This is a genomic window from Gracilibacillus halotolerans, assembly GCF_014206945.1.
In the GTDB taxonomy this organism is placed as follows: Bacteria; Bacillota; Bacilli; order Bacillales; family Amphibacillaceae; genus Gracilibacillus; species Gracilibacillus halotolerans.
This window is the reverse complement of sequence record NZ_JACHON010000002.1, coordinates 257806-280582: the sequence shown is the minus strand read 5'-3', so window position 1 is coordinate 280582 and position 22777 is coordinate 257806. Positions and strand designations below refer to the sequence as shown.

The window sequence follows — 22777 nt, the reverse complement described above, 5'->3', positions numbered from 1 at the left end:
CACTCTCCTCTATATATCTACCATTATAAGTATACTTTTCTGCCTTCCTTTGCACTTTGTATAGCTGCAAAAACCATTTCCATACTTTTTAAATTGTCACGGCAATCTGTCTCTGCCAATCTATCATTTTCAATAGAACTAAACATCTCATCCAAGCAACCGTCATGTTCTTCTCTCCCACTCCAACTAAGCGGAGCTTCTACCTTTTCGGTCGGTAAAAAGAAACCTTTTTCATCTTTATTCACAACTTCTGCAGTTGGTAAGTGGACACCATCCCATTTAGCAGTTCCTTTTGTACCAATAATTCGCCAATCCCCTTCCCATGAGGTTGGGAATCCTTCTGCACACCATGAACCTCTATATGTAAAGACAGAGCCATCATCCATTTCGAAAATACACACCGCAGAGGCGTTTCCTTTATACCAAGAACCTTCTGGATTAAATTCATAACAATAGACAGATTTGGCGTTAGCTCCAGATATAAATCGCGCTTGGTCAAACGTATGGATTGCCATATCCACTATTAGCGGACTATCCATCATATCTCTAAATCCACCAAAATGCGGTCCAAGGAAAAAATCGGCATGATACGTATGTGCTTTACCGATGATTCCTTCGTTTAACCAATCGCGCAATGAGCGAATGCTCGGAAGGAATCTTCTGTTTTGCATAACGGTATAATTTTTCCCTGTTTGTTCTGCTACAGCGACAATTTCTTTTGCATCCTCCAAATTCTCAGCCATTGGTTTCTCTCCAAAAACGTGACAACCATGGTTGAGTGATTGCGTTACAACATCCTTATGGGCAGCAGGAATCGTAACATCAAGAACTAAATTTGGATGCGTTTTCAAAATTGCATCCTTTAAAACTGTGAAAACAGGTACAGAAAGATTATACTGCTCTGCTTTTTTTCGTGCAGCATCTTCACTAATATCGACTAGTGCAACAATTTCTGCATTATCTCGGGTGATTACATAATCTAGCCATCGGTTCGCCATATTTCCACAACCTGCTAATACTATTCTATGCTCCAACATAACACCCTCTTTCTCCTTCATATCATATCTAAATATTTAGTAAAATTCTATTCTTTTTACTCTTAAAATTATATTATTTCATACTATCATTTTATAACACCTTTAATACGAAATAATAGTGGATAACAAAAACTCTCCAAAAGCCTCGTTTGCCAATGGAGAGTACACTACTGTTATAAGGTTATTGTTACGTCTTGATTGCCTGCTTGCACTTCTATTTTTTTGACACCAACAACCTCTATATAATATTTTTTATCCAAGCCTTTCGTAGTGACTGTGAGTTGTTTCCCATCTCTAGCTACTTGTACGTTTCCTATTTTCTCACCTTTACTATTAACTAAATTACGTGCTAGTTTAGCATTTTCTTCTATCGCATACAGTTTCACCGTTAAACCATCCGTATAATCATAGACTGGTGTTTCTTCACTAGTTCCAACTGGGAGAATTGTATTTGGCCGTACAAATAATGGTAGACTGAAGTAATCATATTTTTCTTCTATCCATGTACCTCCTTCTACTACTTCACCCGTTAACAAATGAGTCCATTTTCCTCTAGGAAGATAAAAAGAACCAATACCTTCCTCATTAAAAATTGGTGCTACTAAAATAGAATCACCAAACATATACTGTCGATCTAATGTATGTGTTAACGGATCTTCTGGATATTCCATTACCATTGAGCGCATTACAGGTACACCAGTTTCATTGTTTTCTACCGCTTGACCGTATAAATATGGCATCAAACTATTTTTAAGCTTTGTAAAATGACGTGCCACATCTACCGCTTCATCGTCAAATAACCATGGAACTCGGTAGGAATGACTTCCATGAAAACGGCTATGACTAGACAATAAACCAAATGCTGTCCAGCGCTTAAATACATCCGGAGTTGCAGTGCTTTCAAATCCACCGATGTCATGGCTCCAATACCCGAAACCAGATGTAGTTAAAGAGAGACCACCACGTAAACTTTCTGCCATTGCATCATATGTTGAGTCACAGTCACCACCCCAGTGAACAGGGAATTTCTGACCACCTGTTGTTGCAGAACGAGCAAAAACAATCGCTTCGTCTTCTCCAACCTCTCGCTTCAGCAAATCAAATACTACCTCATTAAACATATAAGAATAAAAATTATGCATTTTTTGTGGATTAGAACCATCTGCGTACACGACGTCTGTCGGAATCCGTTCGCCGAAATCTGTTTTAAACGAGTCTACTCCCATATCGAGCAGCGCCTTTAATTTATCCTGGTACCAGTTCACAGCTTCGGGGTTCGTAAAATCAACAATCCCCATACCCGCTTGCCATAAATCCCACTGCCATACATCACCATTCGGCCGCTTAATCAAATAGCCTTTTTCCATACCTTCATCAAATAATGGAGACTTTTGTGCTATATAGGGATTAATCCATACACAGATTTTTAAGCCTTTATCCTTTAATCGACGTAGCATGCCTTCAGGATCTGGAAAATTGCGACGATCCCAAATAAAGTTGCTCCATTCGAATTCCTTCATCCAGAAGCAATCAAAATGAAAAACACTTAAAGGAATCCCACGCTCTGCCATCCCATCTACAAAATGGTTGACAGTTTCCTCGTTATAGTCTGTAGTAAATGAAGTAGAAAGCCATAACCCAAACGACCAAGCTGGCGGTAAAGCTGGTCGACCAGTTAATTCTGTATAACGGCTCACAACCTCCTTCGGCGACGGTCCGTGAATAAAGTAATAGTCTAAATATTCGCCCTCTACACTCCACTGAGAACGTGAAACCATTTCTGAACCGAGTTCATAACTCACTTCTTCTGGATGGTTAACAAATACACCGTATCCTTTACTGCTTAGAAAAAACGGTATGTTTTTATACGATTGTTCCGAGCTCGTGCCACCATCACGGTTCCATATATCGACGGATTGACCATTTTTAACGAAAGGAGTAAAACGTTCACCTAAACCATATAAATTCTCTCCTACCCCTAATCGTAACTGACCACGCATATACGTTTTATTTTCTGGTCCTTCTATCCAGGCAAATCCTTTTCCATCTGTATCTGTCAAAATTCGCTGACTATTGGAAAAGCTTAATGCAAAATTTTCCTTAGCAATCGTTAGCTTCAGACTACCGGTTTGAATCGTTATACTTTCATCATTTTCTTCTACTTCGAGAGTTTTCTTATTATCCGTTACCTCAAAGTTTGGATATTTTGCTTTTCCACCTTTGAAATGCCATGTTTGTACACGGATTACATCTTCCATTGGTGAAGAAATCGTAATCGTTAATAATGGACCATCTAATGTATCACCACGATGGTTGATATATTTACAAGGTGCATATAATGTTACACTGCCATCGTCCTGCTCTATCTCGTGAACAAGCTTTGGAAAATGTATCGAGTAGCCTTCTCGAACCATCCAGTTTCCATCCGTGAATTTCATACTAGTATTCCTCCTTCAAAATATATACATCTCTTCCCTCAATTTCAGCATTTCCTGAAAAGTGTTTACCAGACAATAAGTCCTTCAATCGTTTTGAACCAGTATCAAAAGTAGATGATTCAGCATTGTGATTCAATACGAACCATATTGTCTCACCATTTTTTTGTCGTGTAGTTACTTCTACACCATTAACAGAAACTAAGCCAGGTTCTATTCCCTTTTCTTCGATAACGGTTTCAACAAAATCATTCATAAAGTTTTCATCTGGGGATGAAGCAATATAATATGCTTTTCCTTTTCCATACTGATTTCGCGTTAGTACTGGCATACCTTGATAAAAATCGGAGCCATAAGTAGCAAGAACTTCTGCAGTTTCTTCATGAATTAAATCGAATAGGATATGACATGAATATTCTCCATGTAGATGACCGTAAGGCTGCTTAAATACGATCTCGTTAGAACGAGTTGGTTCTAATGCATCTATTTCTTCTGCCCAAATACCAACTAACTCACGAAGCTCACCTGGATAACCGCCTAAAGTGACTAAATCCCGTTCGTCTACTATGCCACTGAAAAAGGTTGTTACAAACGTTCCACCCTGTCTAACAAAGGCTTTCAATCGATCCGCTAGACCATTCTTCAACATATACATCACCGGCGCAATGACAATATCATACTTAGAAAGGTCTTCTTCAACAGACACCAAATCGACAGGTATGTTTTTTTGATAAAATGCATCATAAAACTTGTGTACTTCCTTGACATAGTCTAGTGCAATGGAAGGACCACTAGATAAATCGATTGCCCAACGATTCTCCCAATCAAATATAATTGCTACCTTAGCATCAACCGTTGCATCGATTAGTTGATCTTCTAGTTGTTGTAACTCGTTACCTAAATGAGCACTTTCTCGAAAAACTCTCGTATGTTCATGGCCAACATGCTCAATCACTGCTCCATGATATTTTTCCGTAGCACCTCTTGATCTCCGTAACTGAAAAAACATTACCGTATCTGCCCCATGTGCAACTGCTTGATAACTCCATAACCGCATTACACCAGGCCTTTTTAACGAATTATATGGCTGCCAATTTTGTTGGCTCGGTGTCTGTTCCATTAGGATGAATGGCTGACCGCTTTTCAACCCCCTCATCAAATCATGTGTCATCGCAGTTAAACTAACTGGTGTATCAATAGACGGGTAGTTATCCCACGAGACAACATCCATCTCCCTACCCCACTTAAAGTAATCTAATTCTGGATATAATCCCATTAAATTTGTTGTCACTGGTGTATCAGGAGTATGTTTTTTAATAACATCCCTTTCAAGTCGAAATACATCCAAAAGACTTTCTGACTGAAAGCGACGATAATCTAGTGAAATTCCTTGAAAGTTTGTATTTTGTCCACCTTGCCATTCTTCACTTAGACCATTCGGTGCAACTATTTCGTCCCAATCGTAAAAAGTATGTCCCCAAAACGCTGTATTCCAAGATTCGTTCAATTCATCCATCGTTTTGTACTTTCGTCTTAACCAGACTCGAAATTCTTTTTGACAGTTCTCACAATAGCAATAGCCACCATATTCATTTGATACATGCCAAAGCAGAACAGCGGGGTGATCTTTGTACCTTTCTGCCAGCTTTTCTGCAAGTCGTTCTGCATATTTTCTATATGTAGGACTGTTAGGACAAGAATTATGCCGACCGCCAAATTGGCGCTTTCTACCTTCAAAATCAACTCTGCGAATATCTGGGTATCGTTTCGCCATCCAAGCCGGGTGTGCAGCAGTACTTGTTCCGAGACAAACATACACACCATTACGATGAAGTCGATCCAACGTATTATCTAAATTGGCAAAGTTATAGGTTGTTTCATCCGGTTGTAATTCTGCCCAAGCAAAAACATTTATCGTCGCAACATCAATTCCTGCTAGCTTAAACATTCGCATATCTTCTAGAACCGTTTCCTCATCCCATTGTTCTGGGTTGTAGTCCCCACCATACCAAATCTTCGGTAGACTTTTACTAACCATACATTCATCCCTCCATACATTTGTATAATGCACCAAGCATCCCAGCATCGTTTAAATGACAGCAAGGCTCGATAGGCACCTCAATGTCCTTCCAAGAAGGTATCTTATTTAAAGAGCGTGTTAGTTGTGTATACAAATCTGTGCGACTACTGATAGCACCACCAATTAAGATTTTTTCAGGATTTAAGGTAGCCGCCAAATTGAAAATTCCATAACTTACGTAATCAAACCACTTTTCCATAATCCGAGCGACTGCAGCATCATTTTTAGCATTGGAAAATACCTCTTCCCCTTTTACACTCTGTGCTTCGGGTAGATTTTTTAACGTTTTATATTGTTGGATTAGTGCACTTGTTGAAGCAATGCTATGTAAATTTTGATAACCATTCTCCATTCCATCCACAATCATGAGACCAAATTCACCAGCTTTAAAACTGGATCCGTTCACAATTTTCCCATTCACAAAAATTCCGCCACCAATACCAGTTCCAATTGTCAGACAAATAAAGTTATCACATCCAACAGCATTACCTGTTAATTTTTCTGCTAAGGTTGCGCAATTTGCATCATTTTCTATGACGATTGGTATTTCAACATTCTCACTTAACAATTTTTTAATGTTGTTTCCGTGCAGAATATCAAAAGCACCTGCAAACTGGGCATATCCAGTCTGTGGATTAATAAAACCTGGAAAGCTAATACCGATTTTCTCAATGGTATATTGTTGTGTGATCTCTGATACAACTTGAGAAAAATCAGCTATAAAATCGTTCGTCGTATCTCGGCGTGTTCGATACGAATCTTTATATAGAAAACACATCTTATCATCTAGTACACCATATTTTACGCGTGTGCCTCCGATATCAAAGCAAAGATACTTTTTGCTCATTTCTCACACTTCTTTCTCTTCTATTGAGACAAGCCTGAAGCCACACATGTGGATCAGGCTTGTTTGGTACTTACTTATTCCATCGTACCCCATAGCTCCATAATTTCTTTTGTTTTTTCCGTCATTAATTCATTTGCTTTATCAATGTTCATTGCTTCCAATTCTTTAATCATTGCGTCCCATGCCGCATCAAAATCCTCTGGTTTTCCTAAAATAGCTTGTGTGATACGTTGTTCTGTTAAGTCATCTGCTTTTTGTTGGATAATTTCTAAATCACTACCAGATTCAATCGTATAGTTTGCTACACTCCCATGTTTGGAGATGCCAAGTTCATCTTTTTGAGGGAACCAATCTGTCCAATTGTCCAAGCCATACTCAGGTAATACTTCTTTTTCTGCAGCATTTAAATTTTCAATAATTTGTTCTTCATTATTAGGCGTAATCGATTGTCCTGAAGAGTCAACAGCACCATTACCCCATTGTGGGAATGGATAGATATAATAGCCAACGCCAGTGTCTTTCGCATAATTTGCATCACTATTCATTCGTTCGCGTTCATCTTCATGCATAACACGTTGACCATCTACGATATCATAATGCTCTCCTTCAATACCCCAATTGGTAAGTATTTGAGCCTCTTCTGAAGCCATCCAATCTAAAAATTCGAATGCTTTTTCTTGGTGTTCACTTGTGGAGGAGATTGCAATTCCCCAGCCACCTGCAAATCCATAATCCTTTAGAGCTTGCGATTGATAGTTTTCATCCAATGTTACCGGAAGTGGCGCATACGTTCTCCACTCTTTTCCATCAGCTATAAGTGCTTTATCCGCGTCACCAAAATTCCAATTTTGATCCGCTACTGCCAGCACTCGACCAGACGAGATTTTTGAAATATACGTATCGTGTGTTTGGGTAAAGGATTCAGGATCTAATAATCCTTTCGCATTCATTTCATTTAGCCATTTAAAGTATTCTTTCATTTCTGGTAATAGAAATTTGTAGGTTGTTTCCCCTGTATCATCATCGACTGCCCACTGACCATCATCAGGAAGTCCAGCTGCAAATCCAGCAGGGTTTCCAACGGTTATTAACCAACGCCAATCACTACCGAGTAAAGATAATGGAATTGTTTTCTGTCCATCAATTTCAGGATATTTCTCCATATACTCCGTTAACGCAGCTTCTAATTCGTCTAATGTATTTATTTCTGGGTAGCCAAGTTCACGTAAGACATCCAATTGAACTTGGAAGGTACCACTCGGTTCCCAGACTGCTGTTTCCACACCATAGGTTCCGACCGTATAAATACTTGGATCGTCTATTGATCGACGTAACCGATCTAATTGATCCCCGTACATGGCTTTTAAGTTGTCACCTTTTTCTTCAATAAGATCGTCAAGCTTAATAACTGCACCTGCCTCAATTAACTTACCAATATCTCCTTTTGCAAAAATCAAGTCCGGATAATCGCCACTAGCAATCATTAATGGAATTGCTTCTTCATTCCCACCGACAGGATAGTCCATTTCAAGGACAACTCCTGTTTCTTCGGTAATTTTTTGAGCGATTAGATCATTAAACTCTTTTTCCTCACCATCAGCGTTAAACAACGTTAATGTTACTGGTTCATCCGATGAGACCTCTGTGTTGTCGTCAGTAGATTCCGAATCATTAGAATCAGACCCACTAGGATCGTCACTTCCGCATGCTGCAAGAAAAGTCAGCAGTGTAACTATAAGTACTAGTAGTAATAAATTGGATTTCCTTCTCATTTTTATCTCCTCCATTAAGTTAAAATATATTAATAGAAATTAATAACTTAGCTTTTCACCGCTCCTAAAGTTAATCCTGTTACAAAATACTTTTGTAGAAATGGATAAACTAACAAAATCGGAACGGTTGCAATAATTGTAATCGCCATTTTAATCGATTGCGGATTTGTTTGACCCGCAATTACTTGTGCATTTTGCTGATTTATATCTCCTGCTGACATTTGCGCATTATCAAGTATTTTCATTAATTCAAACTGTAACGTAGTCAAAGCTTCATTTCCCCGGGCATATAAATACGTGTCAAACCAACTATTCCATTGACCTACCGCTAAAAATAAGGAGATTGTAGCAATTACTGGCAAACATAATGGAATAATAATTCGAGAGAAGATAACAAAGTCATTGGCACCATCCATTTTCGCCGATTCTTCTAAAGCTACTGGTAAATTATCCATAAATGAACGAATGACGATAACGTTAAATGCTGACAGTAGCATCGGCCAAATATATACTTGGAAGTCATTGATTAAGCCTAGTTGACGGATTAGCATGTACTCTGGGATTAGACCTCCACTAATAAACATTGTTAAAACTAGTAGAAAACCGACGAAACCATTAAATACAAAATCTCTTCTACTTAGCACATAAGCAAGCATTGTACTCGCTATAATACCAGCCAGTGTTCCTACAATTGTCCTTAAGATTGACATAGAAAATGCTTGTAACAATCGGTCGTTACTGCCAAATATCTCTTGATAATTTGCAAAAGTAAAATCTCGCGGCCAAATATGAATGCCACCTCGTGCTGTATCAATTGCGTTGTTTAACGAGATTGCTAATATGTTCAAGAATGGGTATAAAGTAATTACAATCACGACAAACATAAATAATGTTAAGACGATATCAAAAGTAGTTATTTTACGTTTTTTCATTTTGAGCTCCTTTCGCATTAGAATACTCTACCTTCACCTATTCGTTTAGCGATCCCATTACATATTAGAATTAAAATAACACTTATAACAGATTTAAAAATACCTATCGCCGTACCAAAGGAATAGCGGAACATTCCAATACCGTAATCCAGAGCGTATAAATCAATAACGAGTGCCTTCTCCATAACAATGTTATTTCCTAAAAGCATTTGCTTTTCGAAGCCAATATTTATTAAATTTCCTATATTTAAGATTAAAAGCACGATAATAACAGAGCGTATACTTGGTAAGGTAATATGCCACATTTGTCGCCATCTGCTAGCACCATCAACTTTCGCTGCTTCATAAAGTTGGGGGTCGACACCTGCCATTGCCGCTAAATAGATAATGGCGTTCCAACCAGTCTCTTTCCACACATCTGCTGCTGTTACAATGCCCCAAAACATATCCGGATTTGCCATAAAATTAATTGGTGAATCTATTAAGCCAATACCAGTTAATATATTATTAATAACTCCCTCCGGCGATAACATCGTAATCACAATGTTGGCAACGATAACCCATGAAACAAAATGCGGGAGATAAGATATTGTCTGTGTCCATTTTTTTAACGCCATAAATCGCATCTCGTTTAGTAATAGTGCAAAAAAGATAGCGGATCCTGTTCCGAATACTAGACCTAATATTCCCATTCCTAAGGTGTTCTCTAATGCTCGGTAGAACATTGGCTCATTAAATAAATCTTTGAAATGCTTCCAGCCTACCCAATCTTGTTCCCACACACTAAATTGCGGTTTATAATCTTGAAAGGCCATCGTCCAACCAGCCACAGGAATATATTTAAAGATTATTAGCCAGATAACAAATGGTAGTGCCATTAATAACAGCATCTTTTGAGTGGAAAGTCGCTTCCAAAATCCTTTACCATTTTGCTTAGAATATTTCTTCTTTTGTGTAGCAGGTTTTACCTGACTCTCAATAATTGTGCTGGCTTCAGGCATATTTGACGCATTACTAGACGTTTGATTCATTATTTTCCCCCTCACCTGATAGACCAATTTTGTAAGCGTTTCATTATAAACTCATTATAATAGAAAGCGTTTTCTATAAAAACATCACTTTTGAGACATAAAACCATGTAAAAAGTAGATATTTCCTTGCATGTGACGATGTTAGATTTTCTGCCTTGAATGTAGTTACTATAAGTAATTTATAAGCCTGTTCCCACAAAGTGGAAGCAGGCTTATAAACGAGTATTATTTTGTACCCCAGAGCTCCATAATATCTTGTGTTTTTTGTGTCATTAATTCGTTTGCTCTTGCGATATCCATTGCTTCTAACTCTTCTAGCATCGAATCCCATGCTTGGTCAAATTCAGCAGGATCGCCTAGAATAGCTTGGGTTATACGCTGTTCCGTTAAATCATCTGCTTTTTGCATGATAATTTCTAGGTCACTTCCCGCTTGAATATTATAACTAAATGCTTGCCCGTGATTCGACACACCTAACTCCTCAGCTGGTGGAAACCAATCTGTCCAGTTATCCATACTATACTCGGAAAGAACTTCTTTTTCCGCAGCATTTAAATTTTCGATAATTTGCTCTTCATTATTCGGGGTAATTGGCTGACCAGAGGAATCAACTGCTCCAATTCCCCATTGAGGAAATGGATAGACATAATAGCCAACTCCTGTTTCCTTTCCGTAATTAGCATCTGTATTCATACGATTTCGGTCCTCTTCCTTCATCTTACGTTCACCATCAACAACATCGTAATGGACACCTTCTATTCCCCAATTAACAAGAATTTGTGCTTCTTCGGAGGCCATCCAGTCTAAAAACTCAAATGCTTTTTCTTGATGTTCAGTTGTGGAAGAAATGGCTATACCCCAGCCACCTGTATAACCATAGTTTTTTATACCTTGGTGAACGTATTCCTCACCTAAAGTAACAGGTAAAGGTGCGTATGTTCTCCATTCTTTACCGTCTGCCACTAATGCCATGTCCGCGTCACCAAAATTCCAATTTTGATCTGCAATCGCTAAAACACGACCAGAAGACAATTTTGAAATGTACGTATCATGTGTTTGTGTAAACGATTCCTGGTCTAGTAAGCCTTTAGCGTTCATGCCATTTAACCATTTAAAATACTGCTTTATTTCTGGCAATAAAAATTTATACGTCGCTTCGCCAGTATCATCATTTACTGCCCATTGTCCATCCCCTGCTAAACCAGCTGCAAACCCAGCCGGGTCACCTACTGTAATTAACCAGCGCCAATCACTACCTAATAAGGATAATGGGATTGTCTTTTGGCCATCTATTTCAGGATATTTCTCCACATATTCAGTAAGTGCAGCTTCTAAATCCTCCAACGTTTTTATCTCAGGATAACCAAGCTCTCGTAAAACGTCTAATTGCACTTGGAAGGTACCACTTGGCTCCCATACAGGTGAATCGACTCCGTATGTCCCAACCGTATAAATACTAGGGTCTTCAAGAGAATGTCTTAATCTGTCAAGCTGGTCACCATACATTGCTTTCAAATTTGAGCCTTTCTCTTCGATTAAATCATCTAGCTTGATAACAGCACCTGCTTCAATTAGCTTACCGATATCTCCCTTAGCAAAAATTAGATCAGGATAATCACCACTTGCAATCATTAATGGTACTGCCTCTTCATTACCACCAACTGGATAATCAAATTCCAAGACAACTCCCGTTTCTTCGGTAATCTTTTGAGCAACCGCGTCATTAAACTCTTTTTCTTCTCCATCAGCATTAAATAATGTTAAAGTTATTGGTTCATCTGTGTCTGAATCATCATCGTCTTTTGTATTTGTGTTATTCGTACTTTCATTTCCACATGCGGCTAAAAAAATGACTAAAAAAAGTGCTACCAACAAATTGTACTGCTTTTTCACCTTTACTTCCCCTCCATTTAATAAAAATGTATATTAATTAATCAATTAATACCTTAGATACTTACGCTTATTTTCAATCATTTTATTTAGTTAGGAAGTAAGTCATCGTTAGCACTAATACACTTTATTGAAAGCGCTTTCTGTTTATTATATTAGAAGGAACTTGTATGAAAAACAGTACTTTCTAGATATAAAACCATGTAAAAAGGAGATATCAATAAACTTGATACAGTAAAAAGTATGATTAATAAAATCCATCCTCACACGATGTAAGAATGGATTTTGTAACTTCTATATAAATTCTTATTTCAATAAATTGTCTAGCTGCTTGAACGTTTCCTCGATTTTCTCTTTACGTATACTAAATTCACTTGCTCCTGTTTCTTTTTGAATCAAGTAAGATTCATTATTTATTGGGATTAAGGCTATTCTCTCTGTTAACTCACCCTTTTCTTCTGTCTCAATTGTGTACGCTATTTCGATTTCTGCATTATTCGAATTCGTCGTTTGATTACCTACATAGGTATCAAACGTTAATCCTGCTAAATACGGGTACACTTTCTTAAATGCGTTGTCTTCTATCTCTTGATTATTTAAAGTAATCGCTAATCCATCATTTTGCTGTTCGATTTCTAGATGATACGTTTTTTGAGAGGTCTTAATTTTAATATCTTTCGTTACTTCCAACGCAACAATATGCATAAACTTGTCAATCATGTCGAATGATTGCTTGCTAAACGGTTCCAACAATTCCGTATTTATGGTCATTGTTTCATTATTATCCTCTCTGGATATATAATAGTGATTGTTTTTAGCAGGATTTCCTATGAATAAAGTTTCTTCTTCTGTTTTACTTCGGAACGTAATATGAAAATCAGACTCCTCGATTCCTGTCTCCGTATCATCTTGAACTACATTCGATAGTTTAAGCTCTGGGATTCCTTGATAGATTTCCTCCATTGCTTGAAATGTCACACTATAAATTCCTTCATAAGGCTTCCACATATACCAGCCGCTTATATGTGCAATTTTCTCTTCCTTTGTATAAGGTGCATCCCTTTTTAATACAATTTCTTCTGTTCCATTAAAAATGACAATCTCTACTAGTTCATTTATTGGAATGGTTACAAGTCTCTGATCCATTAAATCGGATGGCTTTAAAGGGATCGTTTCGATGTATTGCCTATCTACTAAATAAATCGTTTGTGTCTCACGATGTTCTACATAATATTTGGTTTGATTGTTATTTAACTGTCCGACACTAAAGCTCTGCGTGTTACCATCATCGTCTGTCAGCTCTACCGTCACATTTGGGAAATCTAAATGAACATCTTTTCTTGCAATCGCTACTTCTTTACCCTTTAAATTTCTTATAGTATGAATTAAAGCATCTAGTTTCTCTGCTTCTAACTTTTGCTCTATTCCATCTACTTCCCAGCTGTTCTTTATCTTTGTAGCCTCCACTTTCTCATTAGCTAATACACGAAAAGCTTGGATTTCACCTAAATCAGTAAACAATTCAACATGCTCTACTGTCTCTTCCTTATCTGAAGAAGCTCTCATATTCATGACGATAGTGAGAATCATACTAATGACAATAATAGCTACCGTAATGCCGATAATTTTAGATTTTTTCATTGTCATCTTACTTACCTCATTCCCTAACCAGTTCATCTTCCATTACTTCAAACGGTTTTCTCATATTAAACATGATAAAAAAGGCGACAACACTCATACAAAACAAAATGGAAAAGCTTGGAGCAAATAAGTAAATAAATATAAGTGAAGCTAGAGTGGAAAGGTGTAATAAAGTCGTTTTAAAAAACTTAAAAATCGAATAAACCGAAACAATAAGTAAATTTTTCAGTCTTACTTCAAATCTAGTTAGTATTGGAATGGCATATAGCATAATAAATAAACTAAAAATAAGTAAAACCCATAATGCGGGACTTAACACAGACATATTTAGATTCGTATACCGGATGTCTACTAGTAAAATAACAATCACTGTCCACTGAATGAACCAATATGTGAAACTTATTTTAAAAAGCTGTCTATAATACTTCCAAAAATCCATAAAAGGACGGATATCTTTTGTTCGGATTAACTTTCCCATCATCGCATACAATGCGCATAAAGAAGGTCCAGCAGGCAATAAAGCAATATAGAAAACTAGAATATTATCTAACGTCCATTCAAAAAATAGTAACGCAATAATAAATAGTAGATTCGCTAGCAGGAATTGTAGATTCGCAATAATAAAGTAATAGATATATTGAGCAAAGACATAGAGTGGACGTTCATTTATTAATTTGGCCATTGCTGATTCCCCCTTTTTTTACGCTTTTTTGATACTCTCTCGGACTCATTCCTGTTTGCTTTTTAAATTTTTTATAAAAATAATCATGGTTGGAATAACCGATTTTTTCAGATATTTCGTACACTTTCCATTGCTTTTCTAGTAGAAGCTCCTTTGCCTTCTCAATTCGCACATCATCTAAAAAATGATGAAAATATTCCCCAGTTTCTTTTTTGAACTTTTTTCCTAAATAGGAGGGGTTGTAGTTAAATAATTCTGCCATAGTCTTTAGAGATAGTTCTTTATAGTAATAATGTTTCGTATAATCTATCATTCGCTCTGTAAGATCTTCTGGATTTATAAATATGTTCACTTCTTGGGATAGCTGCAATAAATGATCTCGTACTCTTTCCAACATTTCTTGTAAATGTGATGAGCCATATATTAATGGGAATACTTCTTCGTTATTTGGTAACTGGATCTCGGAATGCTCTGACTTTAATGCGATATAGATACTTTTTAACATATCAATCATATCTGCTTTTGTTCGTTCTTTTGAAAAATGGTTTCTTTTACAGTACGTTTCATATTTTAGAAAGTAATCATCGAGTCGTTCATCATCTTGGAATTGCAAGCAATTAATAATTTTCTCTACAAAGTCTTCGTTTAATTCTGTGTATTCCTTTGCTACGATATCCTTTGGAGTGAGAACCATTTTATTACCATAATGAAATGTAATTCTGTGTAGTTTTTTTATTCTCTCATAATAATTAACTGCTTGATCTAACTTAATAGTTTCATCTAAAGCTAACACCTGTAATTGTTCTTCAGCGGCAATTCGTCCCCATTTGTACTCGTTTACGTCTTCCTGGATGATTACATACATATGCTCTTCAAACCAAATATACTGAGTTTCAATAGAAAAATAATGTTGTAACATCGAGCGTAATTGTTCCCTATCCCGGTTTTTAAAATCTTTAACAGAAACAATTTGAAAAGGAACATTTCGGTAAAGTTCTTCTAGTTTACTACTGATTCTTTTCGTTACAAATAGTTTTTTCCATGCATCCTCGATCTCATAGCGTTCATATTTACGTTTACGAAGGGACCAGACCCTTTCTTCCTTACACTTTTGTGCGATCTCTTCTACAAGTGGAATTAGCTCCTCTTCGTCTATCGGCTTTAGGAGATACGATTCCATTCCTAGTTGTATTGCCTTTTGAGCATAAGAAAATTGCGAATATCCGGACAGGATAACAAACTTCGTTCTATATCCATTCTTTTTTGCTAATCCCGCCATATCAATTCCGTTTAGTTTAGGCATTTTAATATCGACAAAAGCTAAATCAGGCTGATGCAAGCGAATCATGTCTAATCCTTTTTGACCGTTTTCCGCAGTACCTATTACCTCAAAACCGTATTCGTTCCAATCAATAACTTCTCGTAAACCTTCCCTAATAATAGGTTCATCATCAACAAATATTACTTTGAGCATACTATCAGCCTCCCCTCTATCTATCATGTTCTATTTTAGGTAGTTTCATATGCACCGTTGTTCCAAGTCCATGGATACTTTCTATTGTTAAACCGTAATCTTTACCATGGTATAATTTGATACGCTGTTGAACATTATGAAGACCAATTCTGTTTCCTTCGGATTGGTATGTTTCAACGTCCATTCGTTCTTGTATTTCCTTTAAAGTATCCCGTGGTATCCCCACTCCGTTATCCGTCACTTCTATTTCTAGAAAATCTTTTCTTTCCAATAGAACAATCCGAATAAAACCTCGATCTTCTTTTGCTTCTAAACCATGTATCATCGCGTTTTCCACTAATGGCTGAATAATCAATGGCAAAATGTAATATTTCTTTAACGTCTCTTCTACCTCTACGTGATAAGAAAAATCCTCACCAAAGCGCATCTGCTGAATTTGCAAATAGTAGCTTATTAGTTCTGTTTCCTTTTCTATCGAGATGAGACGGTCTGTCCTTTCCAAAGATGAACGCATCATCTTACTTAGCATTTTGACTAGTTGGGCGACTTCTGGATCCTTATTCATGAGTGCTTTCATTCGAATCATCTCTAACGTATTGTATAAAAAATGTGGATTGATTTGACTAGCAAGCATTTTGAAATCAATTTCTTTTTGTTTGCGCTTCCATTTTTCCTCTTTGAGTTTGTGAACATACACTTCATCTATCATTTTTTGAATACTTATGGATGTTTCTTTTAATCCTCGAAAAGCATTGCTAATTTCATCATTGCCCTTCACATTGTAAGTTATCGCAAAATCTCCTTGTGCTACTTGATCCATTGCTTCGTGTAAATATTGAACCCGTTTATGAAAGTTATAGATAAAGATCTGAATTAATACTAACGATACAGCAAAGATGCCTAACATAATTAAGAAACCTCTCGTGAAAACTTCATTCGGCTTTTTCATAACTTCTTCTAATGGAATAATTGCGGACACTTGAAACGTATTCTCCAGGGATTTTTCTGGCTGAAAAGAGTGCACATTTATTTTTACAGAATCCCCTTCGAACTGCCCATCTAAGACGGTAGTATCATTAATCTCTAATGAATGCGGAAGGAACAATGGTCTCTTACCAAGATATTCTGCAGAATGGTTATAAATAATCGTTTGTTCATCTAATGTTAGAAAAACATTGTATGGTTGACCACTCATTAATGTCTTTAATTTATCTTGAGAGATATAAATCACTAATACACCTAATAACTCATCTCCTTGACCATAAATCGCTCTGTTTAAAGCTAAGAATGACTTACCTGTCCAATGTTCATTTTTATAATCCCAATATATCTTTCCCTGTCGATCAATTGCGTCCATATACCAATCCTGCTTCTGTATGTGATCATTTGCATAGATAAATTGGGAATTCGTGATCATCTCTTTCGTCATGAAAAATTGAATCGTTTCAATCTCATCATAATATTTCAAATAATCACGAAAAACAGGGTAACGATTGTACGCATTATACATCTCTAACGGCGAATCGTAGTCGTTCTGAAGCAGCTGTCTCATTTCTGGACTTAAAAAAATCATATCGGAAATATTAATAATTCTACTTAAGATAACTTCAAAGTTGCCTTGTAATTTTTCCATGCTGGCACTAGCTTCTCGTAATGAGTTATCTAATACAATTTCCCTTGTGCCATAGCTCAAATAAGCTCCTGCAATTAAAATTGGAATAGCTGTAACAACAAGAAAGATACCTAGTAATTTATGCCGTACCTTTAAATGGTCTAGCCATTTGACAATGAATGATAGCCATTTCACCATTTTTCCCTCCCTGTCACAGCGATGATCTCTATTTATTCCACTGTAATTTCCACTTTAAAGCGATTTTCCGTTTGTTTTAATGATATTTTTATACCAGTAATAGCTTTTCTTCGGTATTCTTTCTAACGATTTTTCATTTTCATCGTCTCGATCAATATAAACAAATCCATAGCGTTTGCGATAACCATTTAACCAGCTTAGTAAATCAGTAAACGACCATGCACAATAACCAATTACATCTACACCATCCGTGATAGCTTTTTGGATTTCTACCAAATGTTCACGTAAATAGTCAATTCGATATTGATCTTCAATTTCTCGATTTTCTGTTAGTTCATCAAAAGCACCTAGTCCATTTTCTGTAATCATCATCGGCAAATCATATCTACTCTGCAATCTACGGAGAGCAATCCGCATTCCGATCGGATCAATTTCCCAGCCCCAATCGGTTTTCTCCAAATAAGGATTCGAGACATTGGTAAACATAGGTACTTCCGGACTTTGCGCCTGCTCTTCTTTCGGCTCCATTAAGTAAGGATCGGTTGCTTCAAAATCCTTATCTAATTGCTGTTCTTCATCCTTTAATGGAAATTCAATCTTATTTGCACGTACTGTTCCACCATGATAGTAATTCACACCGAGGAAATCTGGTTTTACTGATTGTAACAACTCCATATCTCCGGATTCTATCGTTGGAGTTACCCCTAATCTCTCTAATTGCTTCCAAATAACCTTAGGATACTTACCATGAATATAAACATCCATCCACCAATGATTCTGGAATTCTTCACCATTTAAAGCCGCGAGCACATGATTTGGATTGCTGTCAAAAGGATAAATTGGACCGTAACCAAAGCTAGGACCTATCCTTCCATTTGGAACCAATTCTCTAAAACTCTGGATTGCTTTCGCGTTTGCTAGATTAATAATATGATTGGCTTCGAACATCTTCTTTACATTAGCAATATTTGGAGGATGAGCTTCCCAACGATAACCAAGCGCTGTAAATACATTCTGTTCATTAAATGTAACCCAATACTTCACTTTGTTTTTAAAGCGCTTAAATAAAACTCTAGCATATTCATTAAAATCATCAATCGCTTGCCTTGACTCCCAGCCTTGATATGCATCTTGTAATGCTTGTGGGATATCCCAATGGTATAGGGTTAACACAGGTTCGATATTATATTTTCTTAATTCATCGATAAGATTTTCGTAAAATTGAAGACCTTTATCATTAATTTCCCCTGAACCATTAGGTAGGATTCGGCTCCATGCTACAGAAAATCGATATGCTCTTAAACCCATATCCGCCATTAACTTTACGTCTTCTTTATAGCGATGATAATGATCAACCGCTACATTTCCGTTCGTTCCTTTATACGTTTTCCCAGGTATTTTTGAAAATGTATCCCATATGGACGAACCCTTTCCATCTTCTTTCCACCCACCTTCTATTTGATACGCTGCTGATGCCGCACCCCAAAGAAAGTTCTCAGGAAAATCATCTAATTTTGTATGAAACATGCTCATTACCTCCCTAAATGTATAGATATCTCTTCTGATTTATTTTTTTGCAAATAAATTTTACTATAATGATGCTCCGATTGTTGGAATAGCGGTAAACGTACTATTATGTGTTGCGCCACCATTGATTCTATCGATATCACTACCTTTTGCTTATTGATATCCCATGTCATCTCATTAACAATCATTTGATTCATTAACCGAACGCCTTGTATTTTACCTTTTGGCAGGATAGATGGAAGTGCACCAAGGACAGTTAAATACTCGTTACTATAATCAATAAGCATTTCATGTACCACCTGTGGTAATGCACCATTTCCGTCCACATTAAATATTTCTCGGTTATTGTAATGAGACATCATTAACGATGAAAAAAAGCAATCTTTCTCAATCAGTAGATGAAAAATTTCTTCAATTAAGTCTGGCATACTAAACTGTGTGGCACACAGGGCTGAATGCATGCGACCATGTGTCGAGCTTGTATCTCCCTCCTCATTTAACAACCATGCATCCAAGCGTTTATCAAAAGCAGTTCTGGCCGCTTGCCAAAGTGTTGGATCAGAAACCTCATTAAATTCACGACTTTGGAATATTGGATACAGATGAGAAAAATGACGATGATTATAATTTTCATCTTTCTCTGGAATAAGCCATTCTTTTAAAGCTCCCTCATCGTTAATTTGATATGCTGGTAAATGGTCGATAATCTCTTTCCATACAACTAGCTTATTTGAAGATAGTTGCAAAATTTGATAAGCCTCAATTAAATTGGACAATACCTCCTTTGCCACCGCAATATCTTGTGTTGCATTGTCTGCACAGCCATTCTCCGCGGAATAAGAAGGTGTAAAACGATAGGTTCCATCCTGGTCTTTGACAAGGAAATCTTCATAAAACAAAGCTACCTCTTCTAAATACGGAATGACTTCCTCCCGAAGGAAATGCTTGTCACCTGTAAATCGGTAATATGCCATGTACCAATGGCCAAGCCAACCTGCACCACATGTCCACATATGAAGTGGCCAATCTGGATTCCAATGGACATGATTTCCTGTATTACTGGAATGAGCACTAGCCATAATTCCTCGACAACCATAGTATTTTTTTGCATTTTCCCGAAAACCAGGTATAAGTTCTTTGATTAAACGAAAGTATCCTTCTAATCCTTCCCATAATCCACTCGATAACGCTCCGGCAATGGATAGTTGGACATTCGTATCAAACGTGAAGTCCCCACTCCAAGCTGGATGGAATGTTCCGGTCCAAATACCTTGTAAATTCGGTGTTAGCTCGCCTGCGCTACATATATACATATATCTGCCTGCATCGTACATTTTTTCAATCCATTCAGGTGGTACCGTTTTCTCTTGTTTCGCTTTGTCGACAATTGACCATATATCCTTTAATCGATCGTTGTCTTGAGCAATATCAAGCTGAACTCGCCCAATCATTTCTTGATGAATCGTACGATGTCTCTCAAGTTCTTCTTCATAATTGTAAGTAGTATCAATATCACGACGAATGATAGAGCGTTCATTCCCTCGCTTATATGGGGTTATCTCCATTACTAGAAGCAGAGGCTCTTTGTTGGAAACAATATAACCATTTTCAACTGGTTTTGTCGTAGGCATCCCTTGCATAGATATCGATATATCATAGCCACCATCACCTTTTGTATACGATACATGGCTATGAATCATTTGAGCTTCCACATGTATATCTTGATGCATATAAGGATTTTCATATTTTGCTAGTTGAATCGTATACGTACCAGGGCTTAACCAATAATAGTGTTTGTTTGTACATCTAGAGACAAAACCTCGTCTCATATAAGCTGACCCCTCATTCTCATACGATACGACGATTTCACCAGTACGGTAATCGAGGCTTCTTTTGTAATTTTTATAGGTGGAATGATTAGTTGCTATAGTAAGATGAAATCCTGGATGGTAAGGGTCACTCATTGTTAGGCCGCTATAACCTAACTCTTTTGCTTTTTCATACTGAAAGGTTAAGGCTTCCTCATAGCCCTGAGTACGAATAATAGTACGTGTTTCTTCTAGATACGGCGCTAAATTAGGTACAGTAAAATCATTTCCTTGTGGCAAATACAATCGACAATGATTTCCAATCCATGTTTCACTAGTTGGTTCCCCATATAAAATAGCTCCCTGGATTCCGTTACCGCTTACAAAACCATCCTCCCAAATGGACGCTATGGTGGATGTCCATACTCCACGGTCTGGTATTGAGTGTTCCATCTGTTCATCTCCTTCGTTTCAGAAACCGGTTTCCAATTATTGAATTAAAACTAGGGCCCATTATAAATAAAATTAATTTAAAAAGCAACATACCTTTTAATTATCATTCTACTTTTATAAACGTTTTGAAGAAAAAACCACTCTATTACGATTTCTCGCATAGAGTGGGAGGATTTCTGTTATTTTCCGTAGTTCCCGCCTGTTGTAATTTCATTGGTAGAAAAGTTTTCTACAGACTTACCTTTTTCATAAAAATGATGTACGTTAGCAATTAAACCTTCTCTCGTATAAAACGGACTATCCTTAGTTAAAGGCAATTTTACGGTACGTTGGTAATTGGAGGACTCGTAAATAGCAGTTATTAACTCCAATGTTTGTCTTCCTTGCTCGCCATCTACTAATACCGGATGATTATCGATAATAGCATTCAATACATTTTCGATTTGTCCAGCATGTCCTTCAAATTTTAATTGTGGTGTTTTTTCATATTCTGCTGCTAATTGTTCCTCTAGCTCTCGGTTTTCCTCTGGAAACCCATTTTCCTTTTGAGTGGAAGCTTTCACTCTCCATGGAACAGATACTCTCGCTTTTTTCCCTTGAAAAATTAACTGTTGTTCCTCTCCATGATGAACAACGGAGCTTGTTATCTGTGCAAGTGATCCATTTTCATATTTACCAATAGCAATCGATAAATCTTCGACTTCTGCGTTTGTATGAGATGTGTTAGTAGTAATTGCTGTAATTTCACTTGGAATTCCGTTCATCCATTGAAAAATATCAATATGATGAACCGCATGGTTTAATGTACAGCCTCCACCTTCTTTTTCCCATGTTCCACGCCACCATAAATCATAATAATTGTGGCCTCTCCACCAATGAGAATCCACTTGAGTATGGACAATCTCACCTGCTAAACCACTATCCAATACGTGTTTCAAACGCATCATTGGTGTCGTAAAACGATTTTGTGCTACTACTGAAAGCTTTTTGTTATTCCGTGCAGCTGCCTCTAGCATTGCATCACATTCTTCTAACGAAGATGCCATTGGTTTTTCTACTAATACGTGCTTACCACTGTCCAAACTAGCAATGGTTATCTCAGCATGTGTATAAGGCGGTGTGCAAACCGATACTAAATCTAGTTGTTCATTTTTTAGCATTTCTTTATAATCGTTATAGACGGCAGCTCCTATCTTATATTCCTCATTGATTTGCTTCGCTTTTTCAGGATAAAGGTCGCACAATGCAACAATTTTACATTTTTCTGTGAATTGTAAATACCCTTGGATATGAGCTGGACAAATCGCACCTGTACCAATAATAGCTACTCGTAGCATACTAACACTCTCCCCTTTTAT

General features: G+C 37.1%; 15 protein-coding genes. All 15 read right to left on the bottom strand.

Annotated elements, in window-relative coordinates; all coding sequences use genetic code 11:
* Positions 1-23: 23 nt before the first annotated feature.
* The 15 genes from GGQ92_RS05140 to GGQ92_RS05070 all read right to left on the bottom strand — a co-directional run bounded on the left by GGQ92_RS05140 (position 24) and on the right by GGQ92_RS05070 (position 22756).
* The gene (locus tag GGQ92_RS05140; protein WP_184245281.1) at positions 24-1037 is read right to left on the bottom strand and encodes a Gfo/Idh/MocA family protein; all 1014 of its coding nucleotides are present in this window, start codon (positions 1035-1037) and stop codon (positions 24-26) included.
* Positions 1038-1210: 173 nt separating this feature from the next.
* The gene (gene yicI, locus GGQ92_RS05135) at positions 1211-3475 is read right to left on the bottom strand and encodes an alpha-xylosidase (protein WP_184245279.1); all 2265 of its coding nucleotides are present in this window, start codon (positions 3473-3475) and stop codon (positions 1211-1213) included.
* 1 nt (position 3476) lies between these two features.
* Entirely contained in the window at positions 3477-5510 is a 2034-nt protein-coding gene (locus tag GGQ92_RS05130; protein ID WP_184245277.1) for a beta-galactosidase, read from the bottom strand.
* Positions 5511-5514: 4 nt separating this feature from the next.
* Complete coding sequence (locus GGQ92_RS05125) at positions 5515-6399, bottom strand: ROK family protein (RefSeq protein WP_184245275.1); 885 nt, start codon at positions 6397-6399, stop codon at positions 5515-5517.
* A 74-nt stretch (positions 6400-6473) separates the two neighbouring features.
* Positions 6474-8171 (bottom strand): ABC transporter substrate-binding protein, encoded by a 1698-nt coding sequence (locus tag GGQ92_RS05120; protein ID WP_184245273.1) that lies wholly within the window; start codon positions 8169-8171, stop codon positions 6474-6476.
* A 47-nt stretch (positions 8172-8218) separates the two neighbouring features.
* Positions 8219-9103, bottom strand: coding sequence for a carbohydrate ABC transporter permease (locus GGQ92_RS05115; protein WP_184245271.1), 885 nt, complete (start codon positions 9101-9103; stop codon positions 8219-8221).
* Between the two features lie 17 nt (positions 9104-9120).
* A complete protein-coding gene (locus tag GGQ92_RS05110) occupies positions 9121-10134 on the bottom strand; it encodes an ABC transporter permease (RefSeq protein ID WP_184245269.1) in 1014 nt (337 codons plus the stop codon).
* 225 nt (positions 10135-10359) lie between these two features.
* Positions 10360-12027: an extracellular solute-binding protein gene (locus GGQ92_RS05105; protein WP_184245267.1), complete on the bottom strand. Its 1668-nt coding sequence runs from the start codon at positions 12025-12027 to the stop codon at positions 10360-10362.
* 303 nt (positions 12028-12330) lie between these two features.
* The gene (locus GGQ92_RS05100) at positions 12331-13671 is read right to left on the bottom strand and encodes a DUF4340 domain-containing protein (RefSeq protein ID WP_184245265.1); all 1341 of its coding nucleotides are present in this window, start codon (positions 13669-13671) and stop codon (positions 12331-12333) included.
* A 10-nt stretch (positions 13672-13681) separates the two neighbouring features.
* Entirely contained in the window at positions 13682-14347 is a 666-nt protein-coding gene (locus GGQ92_RS05095; protein ID WP_184245263.1) for a DUF624 domain-containing protein, read from the bottom strand.
* The gene (locus GGQ92_RS05090; protein ID WP_184245261.1) at positions 14328-15821 is read right to left on the bottom strand and encodes a response regulator transcription factor; all 1494 of its coding nucleotides are present in this window, start codon (positions 15819-15821) and stop codon (positions 14328-14330) included. Before GGQ92_RS05090 ends, GGQ92_RS05095 begins: the two co-directional genes overlap by 20 nt.
* Before the next feature lie 16 nt (positions 15822-15837).
* A complete protein-coding gene (locus GGQ92_RS16585; protein ID WP_184245259.1) occupies positions 15838-17631 on the bottom strand; it encodes a cache domain-containing sensor histidine kinase in 1794 nt (597 codons plus the stop codon).
* 54 nt (positions 17632-17685) lie between these two features.
* The gene (locus GGQ92_RS05080) at positions 17686-19158 is read right to left on the bottom strand and encodes a glycoside hydrolase family 1 protein (protein WP_184245257.1); all 1473 of its coding nucleotides are present in this window, start codon (positions 19156-19158) and stop codon (positions 17686-17688) included.
* A gap of 5 nt (positions 19159-19163) precedes the next feature.
* Positions 19164-21419 carry a glycosyl hydrolase family 95 catalytic domain-containing protein gene (locus tag GGQ92_RS05075; protein WP_184245255.1) on the bottom strand — a complete coding sequence of 752 codons (2256 nt, stop codon included), beginning with the start codon at positions 21417-21419 and terminating at the stop codon, positions 19164-19166.
* 179 nt (positions 21420-21598) lie between these two features.
* Positions 21599-22756: a Gfo/Idh/MocA family protein gene (locus tag GGQ92_RS05070; RefSeq protein ID WP_184245253.1), complete on the bottom strand. Its 1158-nt coding sequence runs from the start codon at positions 22754-22756 to the stop codon at positions 21599-21601.
* Positions 22757-22777 lie beyond the last annotated feature (21 nt).

Coding starts and splice junctions, on each gene's coding strand:
- GGQ92_RS05140 (WP_184245281.1), bottom strand. CDS start 1,037: ATGTTGGAGCATAGAATAGTATTAGCAGGTTGTGGAAATATGGCGAAC.
- yicI (WP_184245279.1), bottom strand. CDS start 3,475: ATGAAATTCACGGATGGAAACTGGATGGTTCGAGAAGGCTACTCGATA.
- GGQ92_RS05130 (WP_184245277.1), bottom strand. CDS start 5,510: ATGGTTAGTAAAAGTCTACCGAAGATTTGGTATGGTGGGGACTACAAC.
- GGQ92_RS05125 (WP_184245275.1), bottom strand. CDS start 6,399: ATGAGCAAAAAGTATCTTTGCTTTGATATCGGAGGCACACGCGTAAAA.
- GGQ92_RS05120 (WP_184245273.1), bottom strand. CDS start 8,171: ATGAGAAGGAAATCCAATTTATTACTACTAGTACTTATAGTTACACTG.
- GGQ92_RS05115 (WP_184245271.1), bottom strand. CDS start 9,103: ATGAAAAAACGTAAAATAACTACTTTTGATATCGTCTTAACATTATTT.
- GGQ92_RS05110 (WP_184245269.1), bottom strand. CDS start 10,134: ATGAATCAAACGTCTAGTAATGCGTCAAATATGCCTGAAGCCAGCACA.
- GGQ92_RS05100 (WP_184245265.1), bottom strand. CDS start 13,671: ATGACAATGAAAAAATCTAAAATTATCGGCATTACGGTAGCTATTATT.
- GGQ92_RS05095 (WP_184245263.1), bottom strand. CDS start 14,347: ATGGCCAAATTAATAAATGAACGTCCACTCTATGTCTTTGCTCAATAT.
- GGQ92_RS05090 (WP_184245261.1), bottom strand. CDS start 15,821: ATGCTCAAAGTAATATTTGTTGATGATGAACCTATTATTAGGGAAGGT.
- GGQ92_RS16585 (WP_184245259.1), bottom strand. CDS start 17,631: ATGGTGAAATGGCTATCATTCATTGTCAAATGGCTAGACCATTTAAAG.
- GGQ92_RS05080 (WP_184245257.1), bottom strand. CDS start 19,158: ATGTTTCATACAAAATTAGATGATTTTCCTGAGAACTTTCTTTGGGGT.
- GGQ92_RS05075 (WP_184245255.1), bottom strand. CDS start 21,419: ATGGAACACTCAATACCAGACCGTGGAGTATGGACATCCACCATAGCG.
- GGQ92_RS05070 (WP_184245253.1), bottom strand. CDS start 22,756: ATGCTACGAGTAGCTATTATTGGTACAGGTGCGATTTGTCCAGCTCAT.